The sequence below is a fragment of the Ideonella sp. genome, assembly GCF_035254525.1.
Lineage (GTDB): Bacteria > Pseudomonadota > Gammaproteobacteria > Burkholderiales > Burkholderiaceae_C > Ideonella.
This window is the reverse complement of sequence record NZ_DATFAN010000165.1, coordinates 1-23,346: the sequence shown is the minus strand read 5'-3', so window position 1 is coordinate 23,346 and position 23,346 is coordinate 1. Positions and strand designations below refer to the sequence as shown.

General features: G+C 71.2%; 12 protein-coding genes and 2 pseudogenes. 4 read left to right on the top strand and 10 right to left on the bottom strand.

Annotated features, from left to right (window positions below):
- Positions 1-19: 19 nt before the first annotated feature.
- The 9 genes and pseudogenes from VJ693_RS17020 to VJ693_RS25720 all read right to left on the bottom strand — a co-directional run.
- Complete coding sequence (locus VJ693_RS17020) at positions 20-811, bottom strand: methyltransferase domain-containing protein (RefSeq protein WP_324156036.1); 792 nt, start codon at positions 809-811, stop codon at positions 20-22.
- Positions 808-1,920, bottom strand: a complete 1,113-nt coding sequence (locus VJ693_RS17015; protein WP_324156034.1) for a DegT/DnrJ/EryC1/StrS family aminotransferase — start codon at positions 1,918-1,920, stop codon at positions 808-810. The genes VJ693_RS17020 and VJ693_RS17015 overlap by 4 nt, the downstream gene beginning before the upstream one ends.
- Complete coding sequence (locus tag VJ693_RS17010; RefSeq protein WP_324156032.1) at positions 1,917-4,820, bottom strand: glycosyltransferase family 61 protein; 2,904 nt, start codon at positions 4,818-4,820, stop codon at positions 1,917-1,919. The genes VJ693_RS17015 and VJ693_RS17010 overlap by 4 nt, the downstream gene beginning before the upstream one ends.
- 5 nt (positions 4,821-4,825) lie before the next feature.
- Positions 4,826-7,720 (bottom strand): glycosyltransferase family 61 protein, encoded by a 2,895-nt coding sequence (locus VJ693_RS17005; protein ID WP_324156030.1) that lies wholly within the window; start codon positions 7,718-7,720, stop codon positions 4,826-4,828.
- A 20-nt stretch (positions 7,721-7,740) separates the two neighbouring features.
- Positions 7,741-9,279, bottom strand: coding sequence for a DUF1501 domain-containing protein (locus VJ693_RS17000; protein WP_324156029.1), 1,539 nt, complete (start codon positions 9,277-9,279; stop codon positions 7,741-7,743).
- A 26-nt stretch (positions 9,280-9,305) separates the two neighbouring features.
- Positions 9,306-11,198: a DUF1800 domain-containing protein gene (locus VJ693_RS16995; protein WP_324156028.1), complete on the bottom strand. Its 1,893-nt coding sequence runs from the start codon at positions 11,196-11,198 to the stop codon at positions 9,306-9,308.
- Between the two features lie 139 nt (positions 11,199-11,337).
- On the bottom strand, positions 11,338-13,239 hold the full coding sequence (cysN, locus tag VJ693_RS16990; protein WP_324156026.1) for a sulfate adenylyltransferase subunit CysN: 1,902 nt from the start codon (positions 13,237-13,239) through the stop codon (positions 11,338-11,340).
- Between the two features lie 45 nt (positions 13,240-13,284).
- Entirely contained in the window at positions 13,285-14,211 is a 927-nt protein-coding gene (cysD, locus tag VJ693_RS16985; protein ID WP_324156192.1) for a sulfate adenylyltransferase subunit CysD, read from the bottom strand.
- Positions 14,212-14,787: 576 nt separating this feature from the next.
- A pseudogene (locus VJ693_RS25720) lies at positions 14,788-15,180 on the bottom strand (helix-turn-helix domain-containing protein); the annotation flags it as partial.
- An 88-nt stretch (positions 15,181-15,268) separates the two neighbouring features.
- Here VJ693_RS25720 and cysQ point away from each other — a divergent pair.
- From cysQ to VJ693_RS16960, 4 genes and pseudogenes are all read left to right on the top strand, one after another.
- Positions 15,269-16,054, top strand: coding sequence for a 3'(2'),5'-bisphosphate nucleotidase CysQ (gene cysQ, locus VJ693_RS16975; protein WP_324156024.1), 786 nt, complete (start codon positions 15,269-15,271; stop codon positions 16,052-16,054).
- An 83-nt stretch (positions 16,055-16,137) separates the two neighbouring features.
- Entirely contained in the window at positions 16,138-17,652 is a 1,515-nt protein-coding gene (locus tag VJ693_RS16970; protein WP_324156023.1) for an alkaline phosphatase D family protein, read from the top strand.
- The gene (locus VJ693_RS16965; RefSeq protein WP_324156021.1) at positions 17,636-19,747 is read left to right on the top strand and encodes a capsular polysaccharide biosynthesis protein; all 2,112 of its coding nucleotides are present in this window, start codon (positions 17,636-17,638) and stop codon (positions 19,745-19,747) included. Before VJ693_RS16970 ends, VJ693_RS16965 begins: the two co-directional genes overlap by 17 nt.
- A gap of 378 nt (positions 19,748-20,125) precedes the next feature.
- Positions 20,126-21,238 (top strand): annotated as a pseudogene (locus tag VJ693_RS16960) (capsule biosynthesis protein); the annotation flags it as partial.
- 56 nt (positions 21,239-21,294) lie between these two features.
- Here the strand turns inward: VJ693_RS16960 and VJ693_RS16955 are convergent.
- Positions 21,295-23,346, bottom strand: a 2,052-nt coding sequence (locus tag VJ693_RS16955) for a vitamin B12 dependent-methionine synthase activation domain-containing protein (protein WP_324156020.1), incomplete at its 5' end; no start/stop codon positions are given.

Genomic DNA, 23,346 nt, shown 5'->3' with positions numbered 1-23,346 from the left:
GCGCGGGGTCAGGCTGCACTCAGGCCCCCGGCCGGCGCGCCAGCAGCGCGATCTCGGCGGCTTGCATCGGGAAGTGCTGGCCCAGCTCGATCAGGCCCTGCACGCCGCGCTCGCCGAGGCTGGGCAGCAGCAGGGCCATCTGGGCATGCGTGAAAGGCTTGAAGAGGTAGCCGTCGAGGGCGACTTCGGCCAGGCCGAGGGGGGCGACGAGTTCGCGCAGGTCTTCGGGGCGGTAGACGCGTGGCTGGCCGAGCAGGCGGTTGCGGTCGCTCAGCGCTTCGGGCGAACCGATCAGGCCCATCTGCACCGCCAGCAGGCGGTGAAAGGACAATGCGTTCGGCACGCTGACCAGCAGGTGGCCGCCGGGTTTGAGCCAGCGCAGCGCCGCGCGCAGCAAGGCCTCGGGCTCGGCGGTTTCGTGGATCACGCCGGAGACGATCACCAGGTCGGCGCCCGGGCCGGCGGGCCACAGCGCGGCGAGCGCATCGCCGGCGTGCTCGATGTAGTCGTGCACGACCGTCAAGCGCGGCTCGGCCGCTGCCGCTGCGCGCGCCGCCTCGGCCCAGCGCGCGGCGGGCTCGACGGCGACCCAACGCGTGAGGCCGTTCGGCTGGCCGAAGGCCCGCAGCGCGAGCAGCTCGGGGCCGCAGCCGACCTCCAGCACGGTGGCCGGCTGCAGCGCCTGCACCTGTGCCAGGTTGTGCTGCTGGCGGGCGGCGAGGCAGACGGTCTCGAAGTCGAGCGCGGCGTCGTGGCGGGCGGCGTAGTCGTCGGCGGCCAGCGGCTTGCCGCTCGGGGGCAGGCTGCTCATGATGTGCTCTCGCGCTGCTGGCAGAACGCGGCCACGGCGTCAGCCACGCGGTCGATCTCGGCCGGCGCCAGGTGCGGGCCGATCGGCAGGCTCAGGGCTTCGTCGCAGATCGTGTCGCTCACCGTGCGCCCGGCGGGAGCCATCTCGGCGAACGGCGCGAAGCGGTAGACCGGCTTCGGGTAGTGGATCAGCGTCTCGATGCCCTGCGCCTGCAGCGCCGCCTGCAGGGCATCGCGCCGGGCATGGCGCACGACGAACAGGTGCCAGACCGGCTCGTCGCCCGCCGGCACCGCGGGCAGCACGAGGCCGGGCGCACCGGCCAGGCGCTCGGCGTAACGCGCCGCCTGCGCCCGGCGCTGCGTGTTGTGCGCATCCAGCTGCGCCAGCCGCACCCGCAGGAACGCCGCCTGCAGCTCGTCGAGCCGGCTGTTCACGCCTTCGCTGTCGTGCTGGTAGCGCCGCGCGCTGCCGTAGTTGCGGCGTGCCCGCAGTGCCGCGGCCAGCGTGTCGTCGTCGGTGACCACGGCGCCCGCATCGCCGAAGGCGCCGAGGTTCTTGCCGGGGTAGAAGCTGTAGGCGGCCAGCCGCCCGAAGCCGCCGACGGCTTCGCCCTGGTGGCGCGCGCCGTGGGCCTGGGCCGCGTCTTCGATCAGCAGCAGGTGGCGCTCGGCACAGAGCCGGCGCAGCGCCGCCGGGCCGGCGGGGGCGCCGTACAGGTGCACCGGCATCACCGCCCGCGTGCGCGGCGTGATCGCGGCGGCCACACCGGCCGCGTCGATGTTGAACGAGCCCGGGGCGGGCTCGACCGGCCGCGGCCTCGCGCCGGCCAGCGTCACCGCCAGCCAGCTCGCGATGAAGGTGTGGGCGGGCACCAGCACCTCGTCGCCGGAGCCGATGCCGGCCACCTGCAGCGCCAGCGCCAGCGCATCCAGCCCGTTGCCGACACCGATCGCGTGCCGCCGGCCGCCGTGCGCGGCGAACTCGGCCTCGAAGGCCTCGAGCTCGGGCCCGAGGATCCAGCGGCCGCTGTCCATCACGCGGCGGTAGGCTGCGTCGTAGGCCGCCTGGTCCTGGCGGTAGATGGCCTGCAGGTCCAGGAACCTGATCATGCCCCGCGCACCCACTCGAGCTCGCGGCGCGCGAGCTTCAGGTCGACCGAGAACGGCGAGGTGACGACCGACACGCTGTCGAAGCCGGCCACGCTTTTCGCCTGCAGCCAGCGGTGGTGCTGGCCGCGCAGGAACGACAGGTCGAAGAAGGTCGGGCCATTGATGTCCTGCTTGAAGATCGTCAGCACGCGCGTGCCGGCCGGCGCCCACATCAGGTTGGTGAAGGCCGCGCCGGGCGGGCCGGCGATGCCGCGCGCGCCGGCGAACAGGCGCACCTGATCCAGCAGGCTCAGCGTCTCGGCAGCGACGATCTCGAAGCCGAGCTCCTCGGCGATCGCGATGACCTGCTCGGCCTCGGCCATCGGACGGCGCGTTTCGCCGCGGCGGGCGAGGTAGATCAGCCGATCGCCGGCGGGCGGGGCGTCCGGGTCGAGCCCGGCGGCGCGCATCAGCGTCGCGCGCAGCTCGGCCACCAGCGTGCCGCTGGCGAATTCGGTCGGCGAGGCGATCACCGCGTCGGTCAGGCGAAGGTCGTCCTGCGCCGAATACCAGCGGATGCGCGATTCGTCCAGGCCGATGTCCTTCAGCGAACCCTGCATCCAGCCGGTCAGCTCGCGCGGCAGCAGCAGCTTGCGAGTCTTCAGGATGCCGCGCGACAGCAGGGCCTGGATGCGCGTCAGCGTCAGCACCATCCAGTGGTAGTAGTTGCGGTGGAACGGCGCGTCCATGTTGGCCAGCACGGCCAGCGGTTCGTCGTGCCGCTTCCACAGCCCGGCGCGGCGCAGCACGGTGCCGTGCGCGCCGCGCGCCAGCACGTTGGGATGCGGGTAGGGGAACTCGCCCATCTGCAGGTGCCAGGGGTGGGGTTTGAGCACGCCGCCCTTCTGGCCGATCAGCAGGTGCACGTTGCGCACGCGCAGGTCGGTGACCCGGGCGAGGCTGAGCGCGGTCGCCACCGCGCTGTGGTGCTCGGTGCGCAGGCGCCCGTTCACGTCGACCACCTCGAACTCGCCGCTGCAGGCAGCGTCCTGCACCAGTGCATGGGCCGCCACGCCTTCGGCGCGCAGCCAGTCGTCCCATTCGCGCATCGGCCATGGCTCCGGGCTGCGCGGAGCCTGGGGCTGGGCGCCGGGCACGGCGGCCAGCTCGGCCCGCAAGGTGTTGATTTCGCCGGCACCAAGCAGGGCGCGCTCGCGCAGTGCCGGCAGCGCGCCGGCGCCGAGCGGGCCGAGGCGCTGCTGGGCTTCGTCCAGATCCGCCAGCGCCTCGCGCGCCTGCTTCAGCGTGAGCTGCGCGTCGAGCTGCTGGCGCATCAGCTCGAGCAGCAGCGCGATGCTGGCGTCACCCGGCGCGCCGCGCAGCGGCCGGTCGCGGCGCTGCATGTGGCGGCCGAGCGCGATGAGATGCTTCAGCACGCCCTGGGATTGCGCGCGACAGCGGTAGCCATCGAGCGTGCCGAAGGCCGGGCCCACCTCGAAGGGGAACACGCCTTCCCAGTTCGCCAGGTCCAGCGCGCCGCTGTTGGCCAGCTCCCACAGGTGGCTGGCTGCCGCGCTCGCCTCGGCCAGCGTCAGGCCCTCCAGCGCGGGCAGCGCGCGCTCGAACGCGGCCAGCGCCCGGGCGCAGCGCAGCTCCATGTCGGCGACGCTGACGGGGCTGTCGTGCCGCGGTGGCAGCGCCAGCACGGCGTCCAGCGCGGCCAGGGGCTCGGCCAGCGGGCCGAGTTGCTCGGGGTCCAGTCGCTGCGGGCCGGCTTCGGGCAGCTCGGGCGACGGCGCCGGGGCGCCCGTGCCCGTGCCCGTGCCATGCAGGCTGAGGTGCGCCTGGCGCAGCTGCGACTGCTCGTCGAGCGCACCGAGCTCGGCCAGGCGCTGGTAGCACTCCTGCGCCAGCGCGAGCTCGCCGTCCTGGAAGGCGTATTCCGCCAGCAGCTGCCAGGCGGCCGGCGTGGCGGGGTGGCTGGCCTCCAGCGCGCGCAGCGCCGGGGCGAGCTCGTGCACGGTGGCGCCGGCGGCGCGGGCCATCCGGGCCTGCTCGATCTGGATGGTCGGCTGCTTGGGCCAGGCCTTGGCGGCGCGCTCGACCAGTGGCCGCGCGGCGCCATCGGGCGACAGCACGGCCAACGCCTCGATCGCACTGGCCAGCGTGGCGCCGACGCCGGGGTCGGGCTCCGCCTCGCCCAGCATTGCCTCGGCCAGCGTGCGCAGCGCTGGCAACGCGGCGCAGCGCACCGCGGCGGCGGTCAGGGGCGCGCGCCACGCTTGAGCCTCCGGCCGGCCGGCGTGCGGCGCCAGCCGGTCGAGCCAGGCCGCCACGCGCTGCAGGGGCTCGATCGTCTCGGCGGCGCGCGCGATCATCGCCAGCGTGCCGGCGATCTCGTTCGTCCAGGGGGCGTCGGGCGCCCAGCGCCGGCCCAGCCCGTCGATGAGCACGAAGCTGGGCGCCAGGCTGGCTTCGCCCTTGAGCTTGCGCAGCTGGCGCAGCAGCGCCAGCGCCACCGCCTCGTGCTCGGGTTCGGCCAGCGCCGCCTGCCATTGCAGCGCGGCGCGGGCCAGCGGCTCGATGCGGCCGAGTGCGCCCTGCGCCCGCACCCAGGCCGGCACGAGCCCGGCGCTCAGCGGGGTGCTGCCCTCGGGCAGCAGTTGCCACCAGGCCTCGATCGCCTCGACCAGCGCCTGCAGCTGCCAGGCGGGCACCTCGTTGTGGCCCTTGACCCACTCGTTGTGGATCGCCTGGGCCAGCTTGCCGCGGGCGCCCATCGGCGGGTCCGATTGCGCCAGCTTCTGGTGCAGCGCCTCACCGCCCGGCAGCGGCACGCCTTCCTTTGCGCAGCGCTCGGTCAGCTCGTGCAGCCACAGACGGCCCAGCGCCGGCACGATGGCCTGGGAACCGCTCGCCATCGCCATCACGCCGCCTCCATCCCCGCCCGCGCCACCCAGGCCAGCTCGCGTTCGGCCAGCGCCGGATCGACGCTGAACGGCGCATTGACACTGGACATCAGCGCGAAGCCGGGCAGGTTGCGTCCGAGCAGCCAGCGGTGCGACTGGCCGCGAATGATCGACAGATCGATGAAGGTCGGCAAGTTGGCTTCCTCTTTGAAGATCGACAGCACGCGCGCGCCGGGGCCGGCCCAGATCAGGTTGGTATAGGCCGCTCCGGGCGGGCCGGCGATGCCGCGCGCGGTGGCGAACAGGCGCACCTGCTCGGCCAGCGTCAGCGTCTCCGGCGCGACGACCTCGAAGCCCATCGCCTCGGCAGCGCGCTGGATGCGCGCCTCCTCGACCAACGGGCGCCGGCCTTCGCCACGGCGTGAAATGTAGAGCAGTCGCGTGGCCGCAGGCGGCGCCGCCGGGTCCAGCCCGGCATGGCGCCACATGGCCTGGCGCAGCCCCTCGATCAGCGAGGGGCTGGCGAAATCGATCGGCGAGGCGAGCAAGGCGTCGGTCAGTTGCAGGTCGTCGTCCGCGCCGTAAAGCAGCATCTGTTCCTCGCCGAGGCCCAGGTCGGCGAGCGACGAGCGCATCCAGCCCGAGAGCTCGCGCGGCAGCAGCAGCCGGCGGCCGCCGCGCAGCAGGCCGCGCGCGCGAACTGCCTCGATGCGTGCCAGCAGCAGCACCACCCAGTGGTAGTAGTTGCGGTGGTAGGTCGCGTCCATGTTGGCCAGCACGACCACCGGCGTCGCGAGGCGCTGCCACCGGGGCGCGCGCAGCACGGCACCACCGGCGTGCAGGCCGCCGCCGCGCAATCGCACGTGACGGTGCTCGTACGGGTAGTCGCCCATGCTCAGGTGCCAGGGCCCGGGCCGCAGGATGCCGGCCTGCGGGCCGATCAGCAGATGCGAGTTGCGCACCCGCAGGTCGGCGTGGTGCAGCACCTCGAAGCGGGTCGAGGCGAGCCGGTGGGCGTGCCGCTGAATTCGGCCGTCAGGCTGCACCGATTCGAAGTGGCAGGCCGGCGGCGGGTCGTCAGCCACCAGGGTCTGTGGCTCGGCGAGCTCAGCGGCCAGCCACACGGGCCAGTCGGCGAGCGGCAGCACCGCGTCGCTCCCCGGCGTCAGCAGCGCCGGCACCTCGCCGAGGCGACCGAGCGTCAGCAGGCTGCGCGCGCGCAGCTCGCGCAGCGGCAGCTCGCCCATCGGGCCCAGGCGCTGCTGCAGCGCGGCCAGCTCCTGCTGCGCCGGCCCCGGCTCGTCCAGTGCCCAGCGGGCCTCGGCGCGCAGCTCGGCCAGGTCGAGCGCCTGGCGCAGGCTGGCCTGGCCGGACGCGCCCTGCAGCGCCTGGGGGCGGTCGAGCGCGAAGTCGCACAGCGCGACCAGATGCTGCTGCAGCGCGCGGCCGAGTGCCTCGCAGCGCTGCGGGTCGATGCGGCCGTAGGCGGCCACCAGCGGGAACGGAAAGGCCTCGATCCACTGCCGGTGGCTGGCGAACGCGCCGGCCTCGAGCTGGGCCAGGTGGCGGGCCAGCTGCAGGCAGGCCTGCATCGTCAGGCCGGTCACGCCGGGCAACGCGGCACGCCATTGGGCACAGGCCGCGTCGCCGGCCGCGGCCAGGGCCTGGGCGGTGTGCGGGCTGTCGTGCAGCGGCGCGATCTCGAGCAGGGCCACGAGGGGCCCCAGCGCCGGCATGAACGGGCCCACCGCCTCGGCCGGCCAGGCCGACGGCGCGTCGGTCGGCACCATGGTCGTGTCGGTGGGCGTCGCGTCGTCGTCGCGTGCGCGCAGGTGGCCCAGGCGCAGGCGATCGGGCGCGGCCAGCGCCTGGTGCGCCGCGAGCTGCTCGTACAGCGCCAGCGCGCCGGCGTCGTCACCGCCGTGAAAGCGCGTGCCGGCCAGCCAACTCAGCGCCGCTGCGCCGCCGGGCTGGTTGGCGTCGATGCCGTCGAGCAGCTCGGAGAGGCCGGCCAGCTCGGCGCCTTCCGCGTGGGCGATGCGTGCGCGCGCGAGCTGGATCGCCGCATGCCGCGGGGCCTGTGCCGCGGCCTCGGCGAGCAGGGCACGCGTCGAGGCGTCGGGCGCGAAGCTGCCGAGCAGGCCGAGCAGCTGCACCAGCAGCGGTTGCGTCTCGGGATGGGTCATGCCCTGGCCGCGCAGCAGTGCACCGGCGACCCGCTGCATCGCGCCGACCTGCAGCGTGCGCTGCGCCAGCTTGCCGAGTTCGCGCCAGTTCGCTTCGTCGGCATGTCCGTCGGCTTGCGCCGCGTCGACCAGCTCGGGCAGCCAGGCGGCCGCGCTGCGCAACGCAGCGAAGTCGCCGGCCTCGCGCGCCAGCGCCAGCACGCCGGCCAGCAGCGGCGCACTCCAGGCGCGGCCCGGCCGCCAGGCCGGGCGCAAGGCATCGAGCAGCGCGTGCAGTGCGCCGAACAGGCGGCGTTGCCGCAGCTGGCGCAGCAGCGCGGCGAGCGGGTGCTCGGCCTCGTCGATGTCGGCGCAAGCCGCCAGGCGCGGCGCGAGGCCGGCCAGTGCATCGTCGCGGCCGGTGGCGGCCAGTGCGCGGATCAGCGCAGGGTACAGGCCGCTGTGCAGCCGTTCAGGCTCGCCCAGCCCGCTCCACGCGAGCGCGACGCAGTCGATGAACAGCGCCTGCGGCTCGGGGCCATCCGGCTCGCGCCCCTTGAGCCAGTCGGCATGCAACGCATGGGCCAGGCGCAACCAGGCGGCGCCTGGCGCAGCGCCTTTGGCCAGCTTGGCCAGCAAGGCGTCGCCGCCGGGCGACGGCCTTCCTTGCGATGCGCAAAACGCCTGCAGGCGCTCGAGCAGCGCCTCAGGCGACGGTGAGGTTTCTTCGAGCGCGAGGGTGGGCACGCTCGAAGTACACCACAGGGCTACGCCAGCATGAACCCCAGGTTGCGCTGGCTCAGGTTCCAGCCGGACAGGCCGGGCAGCACCGCGAGCAGCTCGCTGTCGGTCAGGCCGAACCACTTGCCCAGCGTGCTGGCATAGGCCTCGACACTGGTCGTGGGCAGCAGCGCGCCGGCGTCGAGCTGGTCGTCGCTGGTGAAGCCGCCCTTGCCGTCGCTGGTGCCGTAGATGGGCAGCTTGCCGTAGATGTCGCCGCCGCGCACGGCGCCGCCCATCACGATGTGGTGGCCGCCCCAGCCATGGTCGCAACCGTCGCCATTGGAGGCGAACGTGCGGCCGAAATCACTCGCGGTGAAGGTCGTGACGAAATCGTCGACGCCCATCTTGGTGGTCACGCTGTCGAAGTAGGCCAGCGCATGGTTGAGCTGGGCCATCAGGCGGGTGTGGCGCTGCTGTTGCGAGTCGTGGGTGTCGAAGCCGGGGATGCCGACGAAGAACACCTGGCGCGACATGCCCAGCGTGGTGCGGGCCGCGATCGTGCGGGCCACCGCCTGCAGCTGCTGGGCCGCCGGGTTCAGCGTCATCAGGCCGGTCTCCGGGTCCTTGTATTGCAGCAGCGGGTCGATCTGCCCTGCCGGCAGGCCGGCGGTCCCCCAGGGGCCCGCGCCCGCGCCCGGCAACGCGGCGGACAGCAGCGATTCGGCGTCGATCGAGCGGCCGACGACCGCGGCGTGCTCGCGCTCGGCCACGCTGTTGTTGCGCGTGCTGCGCATCAGCGCCAGCATCTTCTGCTGCACGGTGGTCGAGCCGAAGGTCTTGCCGTCCACGCCACCGATGTGGATCGCGCCGGTCGCGCCGAGCTGGTACTGCCGGGCGGTCTGGCCCGACAGCCACACCGCGCTGCCGGTCAGCGAGATCGAGGTGAACATCGAACGGGTGTTGCCGGCCAGCACGCGGTCGGCCATCTGGCCGCCCCAGCCGCGCGTGGCGCCCTCGGTCGAGAAGGCCTGCCACACCGACTGCTGGTCGTTGTGCGAGAACAGCTTGGGCGGCCGCGGCGCGGTGCCGTCGAGGAAGCCCGCCTTGGTCGTCGGGCCGGACAGCGGGCCGACGTTGCTGACGAAGGCCACGCGCTGGGCGGCGAACAGGTCGCGCACGCCGCTGAGAACCGGGTGCACGGCCAGCGTGCGGCCCTGGGCGTTGAGCGGGCTGATCGGCAGCACGCCGCCGAGCTTGGCATGCAGGTACGTTCCGTTGAGGTTGGGCGGCGTGCCGGGTGCGGCCAGCGCAATGCCTTCGTAGCTCGTGGCGCGCGCCGCGTTGTAGGCGGTCCACGAGGCGCTGTCGGTGGCCAGCAAGGTGTTGTAGGCGTCGTTGCCGCCGGTCAGGAACAGGCACACGAGGGCCTTGTAGCCGCTGGTGTTGGCCGCGGCGGCCGGGCCCATGGCCGCGAGGCTCAGGCCGAGGCCGCCCAGGCCGCTCATCACCGGTTGCGACAGACCGAGCAGGGCGCCGCGGCGCAGCAACTCACGGCGGGTGGGGTTCGAAAGAGGACGGTTCATGGCTGGTTCGATTCGTCGAGTGACCGTCACTTTTGGACGATGAATTCGGGGCTGACCAGGGCCAGCGAAGTCGCGGCCCACACGCGGCTGGCCTTGGCCTTGTCGATCTGGGCCTGGTTGCTGCCGTCGGGCTTCAGCACGGGAACCGTGATCGAGTCGACCGCCGCCACCATTTCGCTGCGCAGCGTGGCGTTGACCGCGCTGTCGCCGAACAGCCGGGTGTTCACCTTGTCGACCAGGACGCCCGAGTCGGCGGCCACGGCCCGCAGGGCGCTGTAGTCGGGCTGCAGGTCGGGCCGAGCGGCCTGGCCGTCGACGCCCTTCTGGCCGACGCCGCGCCACACGGCCGCCAGCATGAAGTTCGCGTAGCCGGCGACGCTGGTCTCGTTGGTGATCTGCATCTCGGGCAGCGTCATGCCGGCCGCGGCAGCCTCCCCGCCGGCCGGCACGTAGCCGGGCCGGAAGAAGTTGAAGACGCTGGGCGAGCGCAGCGGGGTCTGAGCCAGCGTCTGGCCGGGGTCGTCGGTGTAGATCATCAGCACCTTGCCGCTGTCGCTCTTGGCACCGTAGGCGCGCAGGAACGCGGTCAGGCGCAGCACCGGCTCGCGCAGCTTGCCGTACTGGGGGCCGGACGCGATGGTGGCCGAGCGGGCCTCGTCGTCGAGCAGGATGGCCCGCACGACGGCCTTCATGTCGCCGCGCACGCCCGAGCCGTTGTTGTTGAACACGGCGGCCACCCGGCCGACGTAAGCCGGGCTGGGCGAGCTGGTGACCAGACGCTGGATGAGCTGGCGGCTGATGAACGGACCGACGTTGGGATGCGCGAACAGCGTGTCGATCGCTGCCTGCAGGCTCGCCGAAGGGTTGGCCGGCGACTGCGCGGCCACGGTGGTGCCGAGGAAGCTCTTGGCCAGCGTCGAGTGGTACTGCGGGTAGCCCTGCATCGGCATGACCAGGCGGTTCGGGTCCGCCAGGGTGCCCGAGAAGCGGCTGTTCAGGGTGTCGGGGCCGTACCAGGAGAAGCCGGTGAACACCGAGGACAGGCCCTCGATGTCGGCCACGCCATAGGTGTCGATGGTCGCGCCGTTGGCGTCGCGCTTGGGCGTGCCGTCGCTGTTCAGCTGCATCAGGCCGATCGAGAACAGCTGCATGATCTCGCGGGCGAAGTTCTGGTCCGGCACGCGGCCGGTCAGCGCGTCTTCCTTGCGGTTCCTCATGTGCGACAGGTACAGGCCCATCGCCGGGTGCATCGCCACGTCCTGCAGCAGCGTGCGGAAGTTGCCGAAGGCGTTGCGCGTGAGCATGTCCTGGTACGAGGCCACGGCGCGCGTCCGTTCACCCAGGATCTCGTTGGTCGAGACGACGAAGATTTCCGACAGCGCGAAGGCCGTGCGCTGGCGCAGCTGGTCGTCGGCCTGCAGCGCTTGCTGGTAGAACGACGAGATCATGCTCGGTACGCCGGCGGTGGCCTTGGGGTCCTTGGCCTTGGCGGCAGCGTCGTCGGCGTCCCAGCGCGCCAGGTGCGCGAGCTTGAGCGGCTTGGCGAGCTGCTCGTCGACCCAGCCGGCGGCGCCCAGCGTCATCGTGCGGGTGACTTCGGCCTCGGTGGCGCCGAAGCTGGCTTGGGTCAGCAGGCGGTAGGCATCGGCCCGCGTCGCGGTGGCGCGGTAGGCGTTGGCCTGGGCCTGCGCCGTGTCGGTGCCGGCCTGGCCGGATTGATCGGTCTGACCGGATTGGCTGGTCTGGCCCGTCTGGCCACTCTGGCCGGTCTGGGTGTTGTCGACTGGCGTGCCGACGCTGACGCCGACCTCGGCCGGGGCTCCGCCACCGCCGCCGCCGCAGGCAGCCAGGAACATCGAGGCCAGCAGGGCGGCGACCTGGGTCGTCCGGTGGCGCGCCGAAACAAGGGAACTGGGCATGCGAAATCTCGATTCAGAAGTGTTTGGTGTCCGAAGACACCTTCCGTATCGAGATATCGGCGGGCCGCCGGGCTCTTTGAGCCGGCGGCCTTGTAAACACCCGTGACGAGTCAGCCCTTCGTCACGGATTGGGCTCTTGTCAGATCAAGCCCAGTTCCTTGATCTTCGAGATCACCGCGTCGGCGGCTTGCTCGGAGTTGAGCAAAGTGGTGTCGATGCGCAACTCGGGCGCCTCGGGCGCCTCGTACGGGCTCGAGATGCCGGTGAAGTTGGCGATCTCGCCGCGCCGGGCCTTCTTGTACAGGCCCTTGACGTCGCGGTCCTCGGCCACGTTCAGCGGCGTGTCGACGTGGATCTCGATGAACTCGCCCGGGCCCAGCAGGCCACGCGCCATCGCCCGCTCCGAGCGGAACGGCGAGATGAAGGCCGTCATCACGATCAGGCCGGCGTCGACCATCAGCCGGGCGACTTCCGACACGCGGCGGATGTTCTCGACCCGGTCGGCCTCGGTGAAGCCCAGATCCTTGTTCAGGCCGTGGCGGATGTTGTCACCGTCGAGCAGATAGGTGTGGCGGCCCATCGCGTGCAGCTTCTTCTCGACCAGGTTGGCGATGGTCGACTTGCCCGCGCCCGACAGGCCGGTGAACCACAGCACGCCCGGACGCTGGCCCTTGGCATGGGCGCGCGCGGCCTTGTCGACGTCCACGTGCTGCATGTGGATGTTGTGCGAGCGGCGCAGCGCGAAATTCAGCATCCCGGCGCCGACGGTGTTGTTGGTCAGCCGGTTGATCAGGATGAAGCCGCCGGTGTCGCGGTTGTCGGTATAGGCATCGAAGGCGATCGGCCGGTCCAGCGCCAGGTTGACGACGCCGATCTCGTTGAGCCCCAGCTGCTTGGCGGCCAGGCGCTCCATCGTGTTGACGTTCACCTTGTACTTCGGCTCGGTGATCGAGGCGGTGACGGTCTGGGTGCCGACCTTCATCAGGAAGGAGCGGCCCGGCATCATCGGCTCGTCGTGCATCCACACCAGCGAGGCCTCGAACTGGTCGGCCACCTCGGCCGGCGATTCGGCGGCCGAGATCACGTCGCCGCGCGAGATGTCGATCTCGTCCTCGAGCGTGATGCAGACCGACATGCCCGCCACGGCCAGCGGCAGGTCCCCGTTGGCGGTGACGATGCGTGCGACCTTGCTTTCGCGACCCGAGGGCTGGGCACGGATGCGGTCGCCCGGCTTGATCATGCCGCCGGCGACCACGCCGCAGAAGCCGCGGAAGTCGAGGTTGGGCCGGTTGACCCACTGCACCGGCAGGCGGAAGGGCTCGTTCTGCAGCCGGGTCTCGTCGATCTCGCAGGTTTCCAGGAAGCCCATCAGCGTGGTGCCGTGGTACCAGGGCGTCTTCTCGCTGGCCACGAGCATGTTGTCGCCCTTGAGGCCCGACAACGGGATGGAGGTGATGTCGCTCAGGCCGATCTGCTTGGCGAACTCGCGGTATTCCTCGTCGATCTGGTTGAAGACCTTCTCGGAGTAGTCGACCAGGTCCATCTTGTTGATCGCGAGCACGACCTTGCGGATGCCGATCAGGCTGACCAGGAAGCTGTGGCGGCGGGTCTGCGTCAGCACGCCCTTGCGCGCGTCGATCAGGATCACGGCCACGTCGGCGGTCGAGGCGCCGGTGATCATGTTGCGCGTGTACTGCTCGTGGCCCGGGGTGTCGGCGACGATGAACTTGCGCTTGTCGGTCGAGAAGAAGCGGTAGGCCACGTCGATCGTGATGCCCTGCTCGCGCTCGGCGGCCAGGCCGTCGACCAGCAGCGCGAAGTCGATGTCACCGCCCTGGGTGCCCCACTTCTTCGAGTCGTTCTCGATCGCGGCGAGCTGATCCTCGAAGAGCATCTTCGATTCATAGAGCAGCCGGCCGATGACGGTGGACTTGCCGTCGTCCACCGAGCCGCAGGTGATGAAGCGAAGCAGGCTCTTCCTCTCGTGCTGCTTCAGGTACTTTTCGATGTCGACGGCGATCAGGTCCGATTGGTGGGCCATGTCGATTCCTTTGGATGTTCGGTGTGCTTGGAGAAGGGAGACGGCTTAGAAGTAGCCTTCCTGTTTCTTCTTCTCCATGGAGGCTGCCTGGTCGTGGTCGATCATGCGGCCCTGGCGCTCGCTGGTCTTGGTCAGCAGCATCTCCTGGATGATCGACGGCAGTGTGTCGGCTTCCGATTCGACGGCGCCCGACAGCGGGTAGCAGCCCAGCGTGCGGAAGCGCACCTTCTTCATCATCGGCACCTCGCCGTCGCGCAGCGGCATGCGGTCGTCGTCGACCATGATCAGCGTGCCGTCGCGGTCCACCACCGGGCGCTCGGCCGCGAAGTACAGCGGCACGATGGGCACGTTCTCGAGGTAGATGTACTGCCAGATGTCGAGCTCGGTCCAGTTCGAGATCGGGAACACGCGGATCGACTCGCCCTTCTGTTTGCGGCCGTTGTACAGGCGCCAGAGCTCGGGGCGCTGGTTCTTCGGGTCCCAGCGGTGCTGTGCCGAGCGGAAGCTGAAGATGCGCTCCTTGGCGCGGCTCTTTTCCTCGTCGCGCCGGGCGCCGCCGAAGGCAGCGTCGAAGCCGTACTTGTCCAGCGCCTGCTTCAGGCCCTGCGTCTTCCACATGTCGGTGTGGATCTGCGAGCCGTGGGTGAACGGGTTGATGCCCAGCTCCACCGCCTCGGGGTTGTGGTGGACGAGCAGCTCCATGCCCAATTCCTTGGCCATGCGGTCGCGCATCTCGTACATCGCGCGGAATTTCCAGGTCGTGTCCACGTGCAGCAAAGGGAAGGGCGGCGGCGACGGGAAGAAGGCTTTCCTGGCCAGGTGCAGCATCACCGCCGAGTCCTTGCCGATGGAATACAGCATCACCGGGTTTTCGGCCTCGGCGACGACCTCGCGCATGATGTGGATGCTCTCGGCCTCCAGCCGCTGCAAATGGGTCAGGTTCATGGGGGTTGCGTCCGTGTGGTCAGGCAGGGAAGAAAGGGTCGGCGGCGCCGGATCGGGCCGGGCGGCGTGCGGCGCCGCGATGATCGCAGGCGATGCAGGCGTGCCGGCGGCGGCAGGCGTCGAAAGCGTGATGGATGTCGGCTCGCTCGCCGAGGGCGGCGGCGCCGGCAAGGGCAGCGGCTCCGCCGGCGATGCGGGCTCGGCAGCCCGGCGGACGCGCGCCGGCAGCGGGCCGGGCAGCAGCGTCAAGCGCGGGTGCCGGTCCAGCCATTGCCGGACCGCTGGCACGCGACGGAAATCCGGCCCGTGCAGGAAGAGCTGCCAGGGCCCAGCGCCGCTGCGCAGCACACGGGCCAGGAAATCGAGGTAGGCGTCGGCCGAGGCCAGCGGGCCGGTGACTGGCAACCAGGCCAGGCTGCCGCGCGGGCGCGAGGCGACCAGCAAGCCCCCGGGCGCCGGCCGGTCGGGGTGTGCCAGGCTGCCGGCCCAGGCGAGCTGGCTGCCCTGGGCGCGGGCCGACTCGACGGCGGCCGGCCAGGTCGAGGCCAGCCACTCGGCTTCGGCCGCCGCGCGCGCGGCCTGCGGCGCGCGCAGCGACACCAGCGCCAGCCCCCAGCGCTCGAGCAGGCGCGACACGGCGCGCGGCTCCAGCGCCACATTGAAGTGCCGCAGGGCCAGCGTGCGCAGCGCGGCGCCGGTCCACAAGGCGGGCGGCAGGCCATGGCGCTCGGGTGGGTCGCTCAGCGCGGCCAGGCGCAAGGACTGCTCCTGCGCCGCACTCAGCACCCGGCCATCGCCCTTGGGGCGCCCGCGCCGCCCGACCGCGATCGCTGCCCAGCCGCCGGCCTCGAAGGCCTTGCAGGCCTGGATGATGGTCGGCACGCTGAGCCCGGTCGCCCCGCGGATCTCGCTCAGGCTGCGACCGTCGACACGCAACTCCACCGCACGCCGACGGCGCGCGTTCAGCGCAGCGATGTCTGGGGTGGGCTGGGTCACAAAGCACGGTCAGAAAATGTTTTAGGGGGTTTGATTGTGGCACGACCCGGGCACAATCGCTTATCCCTCATTTGCTTATTCGTGCCATATGACCACCCTCACGCCGACCGATGCCGCCGCACTGCTGGAGCGCCTCACGCCCCTGATCCGGGACGCCGGCCGGGTGATCATGGACATTTACGCGACCGACTTCGACGTGACGAAGAAGGGCGACGACTCGCCGGTCACCCAAGCCGACCAGAAGGCGGAGACCGTGATCCTCGCCGGCCTGAAGGCCATCGCCCCGGATGTTCCGGTCGTGGCCGAAGAGGCCGTCGCGGCAGGTGATATTCCGGATGTGAGCGACCGCTTCTTTCTTGTCGACCCGTTGGACGGCACCAAGGAGTTCATCAGCCGCAACGGCGAATTCACCGTCAACATCGCACTGGTCGAGCATGGCCGCCCGGTGCTGGGGCTGGTCTATGCACCGGCGATCGGGCGCCTGTTCTGCGGCGCCGCCGGGCTGGGCGCCTGGCTCGAGGAGGATGGCCAGCCCAAGCGGGCGATCCGCTGCCGCGCGGTGCCGGCCGAGGGGCTGACGGTCGTCGCCAGTCGCTCCCACGGCGACGAAACCGCGCTGGACGCTTTCCTCGATGGCCGCAAGGTGGCCTCGCGCACCAACGCCGGTTCGTCGCTGAAGCTGTGCCTGGTGGCCGCCGGCGAGGCCGATCTGTACCCGCGCCTGGGCCGCACGATGGAGTGGGACATCGCCGCGGGCGACGCCGTGCTGCGTGCGGCCGGCGGCCGCGTGACGGTCGTTGCCGGCGGCGCCGATCTGCGCTACGGCAAGCCCGGTTTCGACAACCCGCACTTCGCCGCGAGCGGCCTCGCCTAAGCAAGACGTTGGCCCGGCTGTCTTCCCTGCGGCCCCGGGCAGTCCGAAAATCGCGGCCGGAACCGTACTTCCGGGGGGCTGCGATGAAGACAACAAGATGGATCACCTGGGCCGTGGCGGGCTGGGTATCGTGGGCAAGCCTGTCGGCGCCGGCCGTGGCGGCCACGCTGACCCACGGGCCCATGATCGGCGCGCTGGGCGTCGACTCGACCGTCGTCTGGGCCCGCTGGGACGTGCCCGGCACGGCCCGCATCCGCTACCGGTCGACCGGCGCGACCAGCTTCGTCGACGGCCCCTCGGACGCCATCGTGGCCGAGCGCGACCTGACCGGCCGGTTCACGCTCGGTGGCCTGAAGGCCAACACCAGCTACCTTTACACGCTCGAGTTCACCGCCGACACCGGCGAGGTCGTCAGCACCCCCAGCGCCTGGTTCCGCACGCCGGCCAAGCTGCCGACCAGCCTGAGCTTCTCGGTGCTGGCCGATTTCATGACCAAGGAAAAGGCCGCGCCGGCCCTGCGCGCGGCCACCAGCCCGCGGCCGGCCTTCGCGCTGATCATCGGCGATCTCGACCACTCCGACCCGGCCCGCCAGCCCGGTACGCAGGACTACCTGCCGGTCGAGGATGCCGCCACCGCGCTGGCCAACATGCGCCAGATGCGACGCGCGACACGCGACCCATCGCGTCCGGTGGGCGCCGATTTCGTCAAGGCCTTCGTCACCTCGAAGACCGCGCAGCAGGTGCAGATCCCGCTGTACTACGTCTGGGACGACCACGACTTCTGCAAGAACGGCGCCGACGCGGCCTGCCCGTTCGTCGACCAGGCGCGCCAGGTCTATTCGGAATACTTCCTCCCTGCCGCCGACAACGGCCTGGCGGGCGGCCTGGGCTGCGAGGGGCGCGGCGTGTGGCAGCGGTTCGCCTACGGCGGGCTGGCCGAGTTCTTCCTGCTCGACGCGCGCAGCAACCGCGGCGCCTTGGGCAGCAGCCTGCTCGGCACCTGCCAGAAGCAGTGGCTGCTGGATGGCCTCGCGCGCTCGACCGCGAACTGGAAGTTCATCGTGTCGCCGGTGACCTTCAATCCCGGCACCAAGCCCTGGGATGCCTGGGGTGCGTTCGCCGACGAGCGGGCCGAGCTGCTCGGCTTCATCCGCGAGCGCGGCATCGCGAACGTCGTCGTGCTCAGCGGCGACATCCATTCCGGCGGCGCGATCGACGATGGCAGCCACGCTGGCCTGCCCGAAGTCTCGGTGCCGCACGCCAACATGCCGGCCACCTGGGTCGACACCTACTGTCGCCTCGACCCGCAGGACAACGGCCTGCTGGTCAGCGCACCCGGCACCTGGACGCTCGGCGGCCTGGTCGACGCGAACCTGCAGAACCGGGCGTGCCTCGGCAACGACTATTCGAAGAAGCGCCTCGCCCCGCCGGCGGTGCCGCCGTACCCGCTGGCGGGCGCGAGCAACCCCGGCTTCCTCCGGGTCGACCTGACGGCGAGCCTGCTCACGATCCGCGTGATGGACGCCGTTGGCCAGCTCAAGGCCGGCTATGCTGCGGACGGAAGCCCCGCGGACATGAAACTTGAGCTCTCTCGCTAGGCCGCCGCTCGATGAGGCCCATGCAGCACACGTTGCCGCACCCGACCCGGGGCGCGGTGACCCGCTGGCGCGCTGGCACCGCGCGATCGTCCACGGCAAGGGCTTGCTGGCGCGCCAGCGCACGCTGCCCGCGCTGCTGCCCGAGCTGGCGCTGCTGACCCGGCTGCAGGCCGCGGGCCAGCGGCCCGACGGCGTGCTGGCCTGGGGCCGCAAGCCGAGCGCACGCCGGGCCGAGGCCTGGGCCGCTGCGCAGGGGGTGCCGCTGGTGCGGCTCGAGGACGGCTTCCTTCGCTCGGTGGGCCTGGGTGCCGACGAGCCGCCGCTGTCTATCGTCGTCGACGAGCTCGGCATCTACTACGACGCCGGCAGCCCGTCGCGGCTGGAACGGCTGATTGCCGCGCCCCTGGCCCCGGCGCAACAGGCCCGCGCGCTCGCACTGGCCGCGGCCTGGCGCACGGCGCGCGTCTCCAAATACAACCAGGCCCGCGAAGCGCCGGGGCTGGTGCACGAGGGCGACGTGCTCGTCGTCGACCAGACCTTCGGCGATGCCTCCATCGCCTTCGGCGCCGCGACGCCGGCCAGCTTCACCCGCATGCTCGAAGCGGCGCTCGACGAGCACCCGGCCGCGCGGATCTGGCTGAAGGTGCATCCGGATGTGCTGGCGGGCCGCAAGCGCGGCCATTTCCCGGCATTGCCGGCGGGCGCCGCGGCGCGCGTCACGCTGCTGGCCAGCCCGGCCCATCCGTGCGGGCTGCTCGAGCGCGCTGCGGCGGTCTACACCGTGACCTCGCAGATGGGATTCGAGGCCCTCCTGTGGGGCCGGTCGGTGCGCTGCTTCGGCCTGCCGTTCTACGCCGGCTGGGGCCTGACGCGCGACGAGCTCCCGGCGCCCGACCGGCGAGGCCGGGCCAGCGCCGCGGCGCTGTGGCACGCCGCGCTGATCGACTACCCGCGCTACCTCGACCCGGAGACGCGACAGCGTTGCGAACCCGAGCGCCTGATCGAGTGGATGGGCCTGCAGCGGCGCATGCGCGAGCGCTTCCCGGCACGGATGGTGGCCGTGGGCTTCTCGCGCTGGAAGAAGCCGATCGCCCGTGCCTTCTTCGCCGGCAGCGACCTGCGCTTTCAAGGCGTGGATCGGCCCGTGCCCGAGGGCGCGGGGCTCGCGCTGTGGGGGCGACGCCCGGTGCCCGCGGCGGCGAGTGGCACGCCCCGCGTCGTGCGCCTCGAGGACGGCTTTCTGCGCTCGGTCGGCCTGGGGGCGGACCTCGTTCGCCCCTTGTCGTGGGTGATGGACGACGAGGGCATGTATTACGACGCCACCGCCCCGTCCGCGCTGGAGCGCCTGCTGGCGGACACGACCTTCGATGACGCCCTGTGTGCGCGCGCCGCCGCGCTGCGCGAGCGAATCCTCGCGCTGGGCCTGACCAAGTACAACGTCGGCCAGGCGCGCTGGCAGCGGCCGGCCACCCCGAAGCCGGTGGTGCTGGTGGTGGGCCAGGTCGAGGCCGATGCATCGATCCGCCTCGGGGCGCCGGGCCTGCGCAGCAACATCGCGCTGCTCAAGGCCGTGCGTGCCGAGCGCCCCGGCGCGCACCTGGTCTACAAGCCACACCCTGACGTGGTCGCCCAGCTGCGCGAGGCGGGGCGCGGCGAGGGGGGCGCCTCCGCCTGGTGCGACGAGATCGTCGTCGACGCACCGATGGACCAGGTGCTGCGCCAGGTCGACGAGGTTCATGTCCTCACTTCGCTCGCGGGTTTCGAGGCCTTGCTGCGCGGCAAGCCGGTGGTCTGCTGGGGCTGCCCCTTCTACGCCGGCTGGGGCCTGACCGACGACCGCGAGCCGATGCCGCGCCGCCAGCGCCGCCTGAGCGTGGACGCACTCGTGGCCGGCGTGCTGCTGCTGTACCCGACCTACGTCAGCCGCGACACTGGCCACTTCACGACGCCCGAGCGGGCGCTGACCGAACTGCAGGCCTGGCGCGACGAGCGTCCGGCGGTCGGGCCGCAGGTGTCGGTGGGTCGGCGCGCCTGGCGCTGGACGCTTCGCCATGCGGTGGCGCTGCGTCGCCTGTGGAGCGGCGAAGCCGCCTGACGGGCCGACTGCTGGCGCCCCGGGACCGGCTGAGCGTGGCTCGAATGAAACGCGGCCGGCGGCAGAAATTGCCGCAGTTTCGTTGGCCTGCGGTCGATTCGTGCGGTATTGCACAGTGCGCGCTCCTTTTGCGTTGGTGAGCCGACATCGGTATCGGTCGTTACCGTCAACAAACATCAAATCCGGCACGAGTGCCACCGATTCGTGGGATCGTCACGTTCCCCGCGAATGCCTAGAGTGCCACAGTGGATCGTCACAGCGAGCTGTGTTGTACCCGTGGGAACGCGGGTTGCTTGATCTGGAACCTAGTTGCCGGCCTGGCGTCGTGATGGTGCATCACGACGCCGGCGGGCCGAACCGACCTGTCGACGTTCATCGATGATCCCGACCTCGCTCGATCGATTGCTCTGCCAGCGGCGCACGCTGCTGCTGCAGGGGCCGATGGGGCCGTTCTTCGAGCGGCTGGCGGTGACGCTGCGCGCGCACGGCCAGCAGGTCTGGAAGGTCAACTTCAATGCTGGCGACGACTGGTTCTTCCGCGGTGACGAGCAGGTGATCCGGTTCCGCGAGCCGATGGAGCAGTGGCCCGCCCGGCTGCGCCGGCTGGTCGCCGATCTTCGGCTCGATGCGATCGTGCTGTTCGGCCAATCGCGCCGCATGCACCAGGCCGCGATCACCGAGGCCCAGGCGATGGGCGTGACCGTCTTCGTGTTCGAGGAAGGGTACGTGCGGCCCGATTACGTCACGTTGGAGCTGGGCGGCGTCAACGCCGAGTCGCCGCTGCCCCGCGACCCGGCCTTCTACCGCGCGCTGAACGCCGAGCCGCTGCCCGCGCCGCTGCCCACCGGCCAGAGTTTCGGCGCCCTGGCCACGGCGGCCATGGCCTACTCGCTGGCCCGTTCGCTCGGGCACGGGCGCTATCCGCACTACCGCCACCACCGCTCGATCGCGCCGATCCGCCAGGGCGTGAAATGGGCCCACGGTGCCTGGCGCAAGTGGTGGTACCGGTTCGCCGAGCGCGGCATGCAGGACTTCCTCGCCGCACCGGAACAGCACAAGCGCTTCTTCCTGGTGCCGCTGCAGGTCTACAACGACAGCCAGATCCGCCGGCATTCGAAGTACAAGGATGTGCCGGCCTTCATCCGCGAAGTGCTGACCTCGTTCGCCGGCCACGCGCCGGCCGATCAGCTGCTGGTGTTCAAGCACCATCCGCTGGACCGGCCCTACAACGACTACACGCGGCTGATCGAGCGTGAATCCAGGGCGCTGGGCATCGCCGAGCGCGTGCACTACATCCACGACCAGCACCTGCCGACGCTGCTCAAGCACGCCTGCGGCGTCGTCACCGTCAACAGCACGACCGGCTTGCAGGCGCTGTACCACGGCACTCCGGTGATCCCGCTGGGGGAGTGCATGTACGCGATCGAGGGCCTGGTCCACCCCGGGCCGCTCGACAGTTTCTGGGCCGAGCCGGGCCCGGTCGATGCCGAGCTGTTCCAGCGCTTCCGGACCTACCTGGTGCGCGAGACGCAGCTCAACGCGAGCTTCTACGCCGAGGCGCCCGGGTTGCCGTCGATCACCGACAGCAACCGCCGCCGCGCGCTGGCCTCCGACAAGCCCAGTGCCGTGGCCCAGGCCGCGAGCTGGTCCTCGCCAACCCGACCGACATTGAAATAGGTCGCCTGCGGGTGGGCGAGGTAGAACCCGCTCACGCTCGCCGCCGGCGTCATCGCCAGGCTTTCGGTCAGCCCCATGCCGATCTCCTCGGCGCCCAGCACGCGGAACATGTCGGCCTTCACGCCGTGGTCCGGGCAGGCCGGGTAGCCGGGCGCCGGGCGGACGCCGCTGTACTTCTCGCCGATCAGCTCTGAATTCGACAGGTGCTCGTCGGGCGCATAGCCCCAGAGCTCGGTGCGCACGCGCTGGTGCAGGCGCTCGGCAAAGGCCTCGGCCAGGCGGTCGGCCAGGGTCTTCAGCATGATCGCGTTGTAGTCGTCGTGCGCGGCCTCGAACTCGGCCGCCTTGGCCTCGGCGCCGATGCCGGCGGTCACCGCGAACAGCCCGATGTGGTCGGGCTGCGTGCCCTTCGGGGCGATGAAATCGGCCAGCGACCTGTTGGGCCGCCTGACGCCGTCGATCACCGGCCGCTCGCTTTGCATGCGCAGCGGCGCCCAGCGCAACAGCACCTGCTTGCGCGACTCGTCGGCATAGACCTCGATCACGTCGTCGTCGACCGTGTTGGCCGGGTACAGCCCGATGACACCATGGGCCTGCAGCCAGCGGCCGTCGATGATCTTCTTCAGCAGCGCCTGGCCGTCGGCGAAAACCTTGCTGGCCGCGTCGCCGACCACCTCATCCTTCAGGATCGCGGGGTAGGGCCCGGCCAGATCCCAGGTCTGGAAGAACGGGCCCCAGTCGATGTACTGGGCGAGCTCCGCCAGGTCGTACTGGCGGAACAGCCGCCGGCCGATGAAGCGCGGTGCGGGTGGGACCGTCGCCCAGTCGATCGGCGTCCTGTTCGCGCGCGCCTGGGCCAGCGGGACCAGCGGCGTGGCCTTCTTGCCGGCGTGCAGCGTGCGCACGCGCTCGTAGTCGGCCTTGAGCTCGTCGATGTAGGCGGCGGCGCGCTCGTCCGACAGCAGCTCCGAGCAGACGCCGACCGCGCGCGAGGCGTCGGGCACGTAGACCACCGGCCCTTCGTAGTGCGGCGAGATCTTCACCGCGGTGTGCACGCGGCTGGTCGTGGCGCCGCCGATCAGCAGCGGCAGCTTCTTTTCGCGGAACCAGGTGTCGCGCTGCATCTCGGCCGCCACGTGCTGCATCTCTTCGAGGCTGGGCGTGATCAGGCCCGACAGGCCGATCAGGTCGGCGCCCTCGGCGCGTGCCTTCTCGAGGATGTCCTGGCAGGCGACCATGACTCCCATGTTGACGACCTCGAAGTTGTTGCACTGGAGCACGACGGTGACGATGTTCTTGCCGATGTCGTGCACGTCGCCTTTCACGGTCGCGATGACGATCTTGCCTTTCGGCTTGGCCTCGCCGCCGGCGTCGACCAGTGCCTTCTTCTCGGCCTCGATGTAGGGCAGCAGGTGGGCCACCGCCTGCTTCATCACGCGCGCGCTCTTCACCACCTGCGGCAGGAACATCTTGCCCTGGCCGAACAGGTCGCCGACGACGTTCATGCCGGCCATCAGCGGGCCCTCGATCACATGCAGCGGGCGGCCGCCTTCGGCCTTGATGCGCTGGTAGACCTCTTCGGTGTCTTCGACGATGAACTCGTTGATGCCATGCACCAGCGCATGCGCCAGGCGTTCGTCCACGGGCTTGGCGCGCCAGGCGAGCTTGGCGCTGTCGTCCTTGGCCGCACCCTTGGCGGTCTCGGCGATCTCGACCAGGCGCTCGCCGGCATCGGGCCGGCGGTTCAGCACCACGTCTTCGACGCGCTCGCGCAGCACCGGATCGAGATCGTCATAGACGCCGACCATGCCGGCGTTGACGATGCCCATGTCCATGCCGGCCTGGATCGCGTGGTACAGGAACACGGTGTGGATGGCTTCGCGCACCGGGTCGTTGCCGCGGAAGCTGAAGCTCACGTTCGA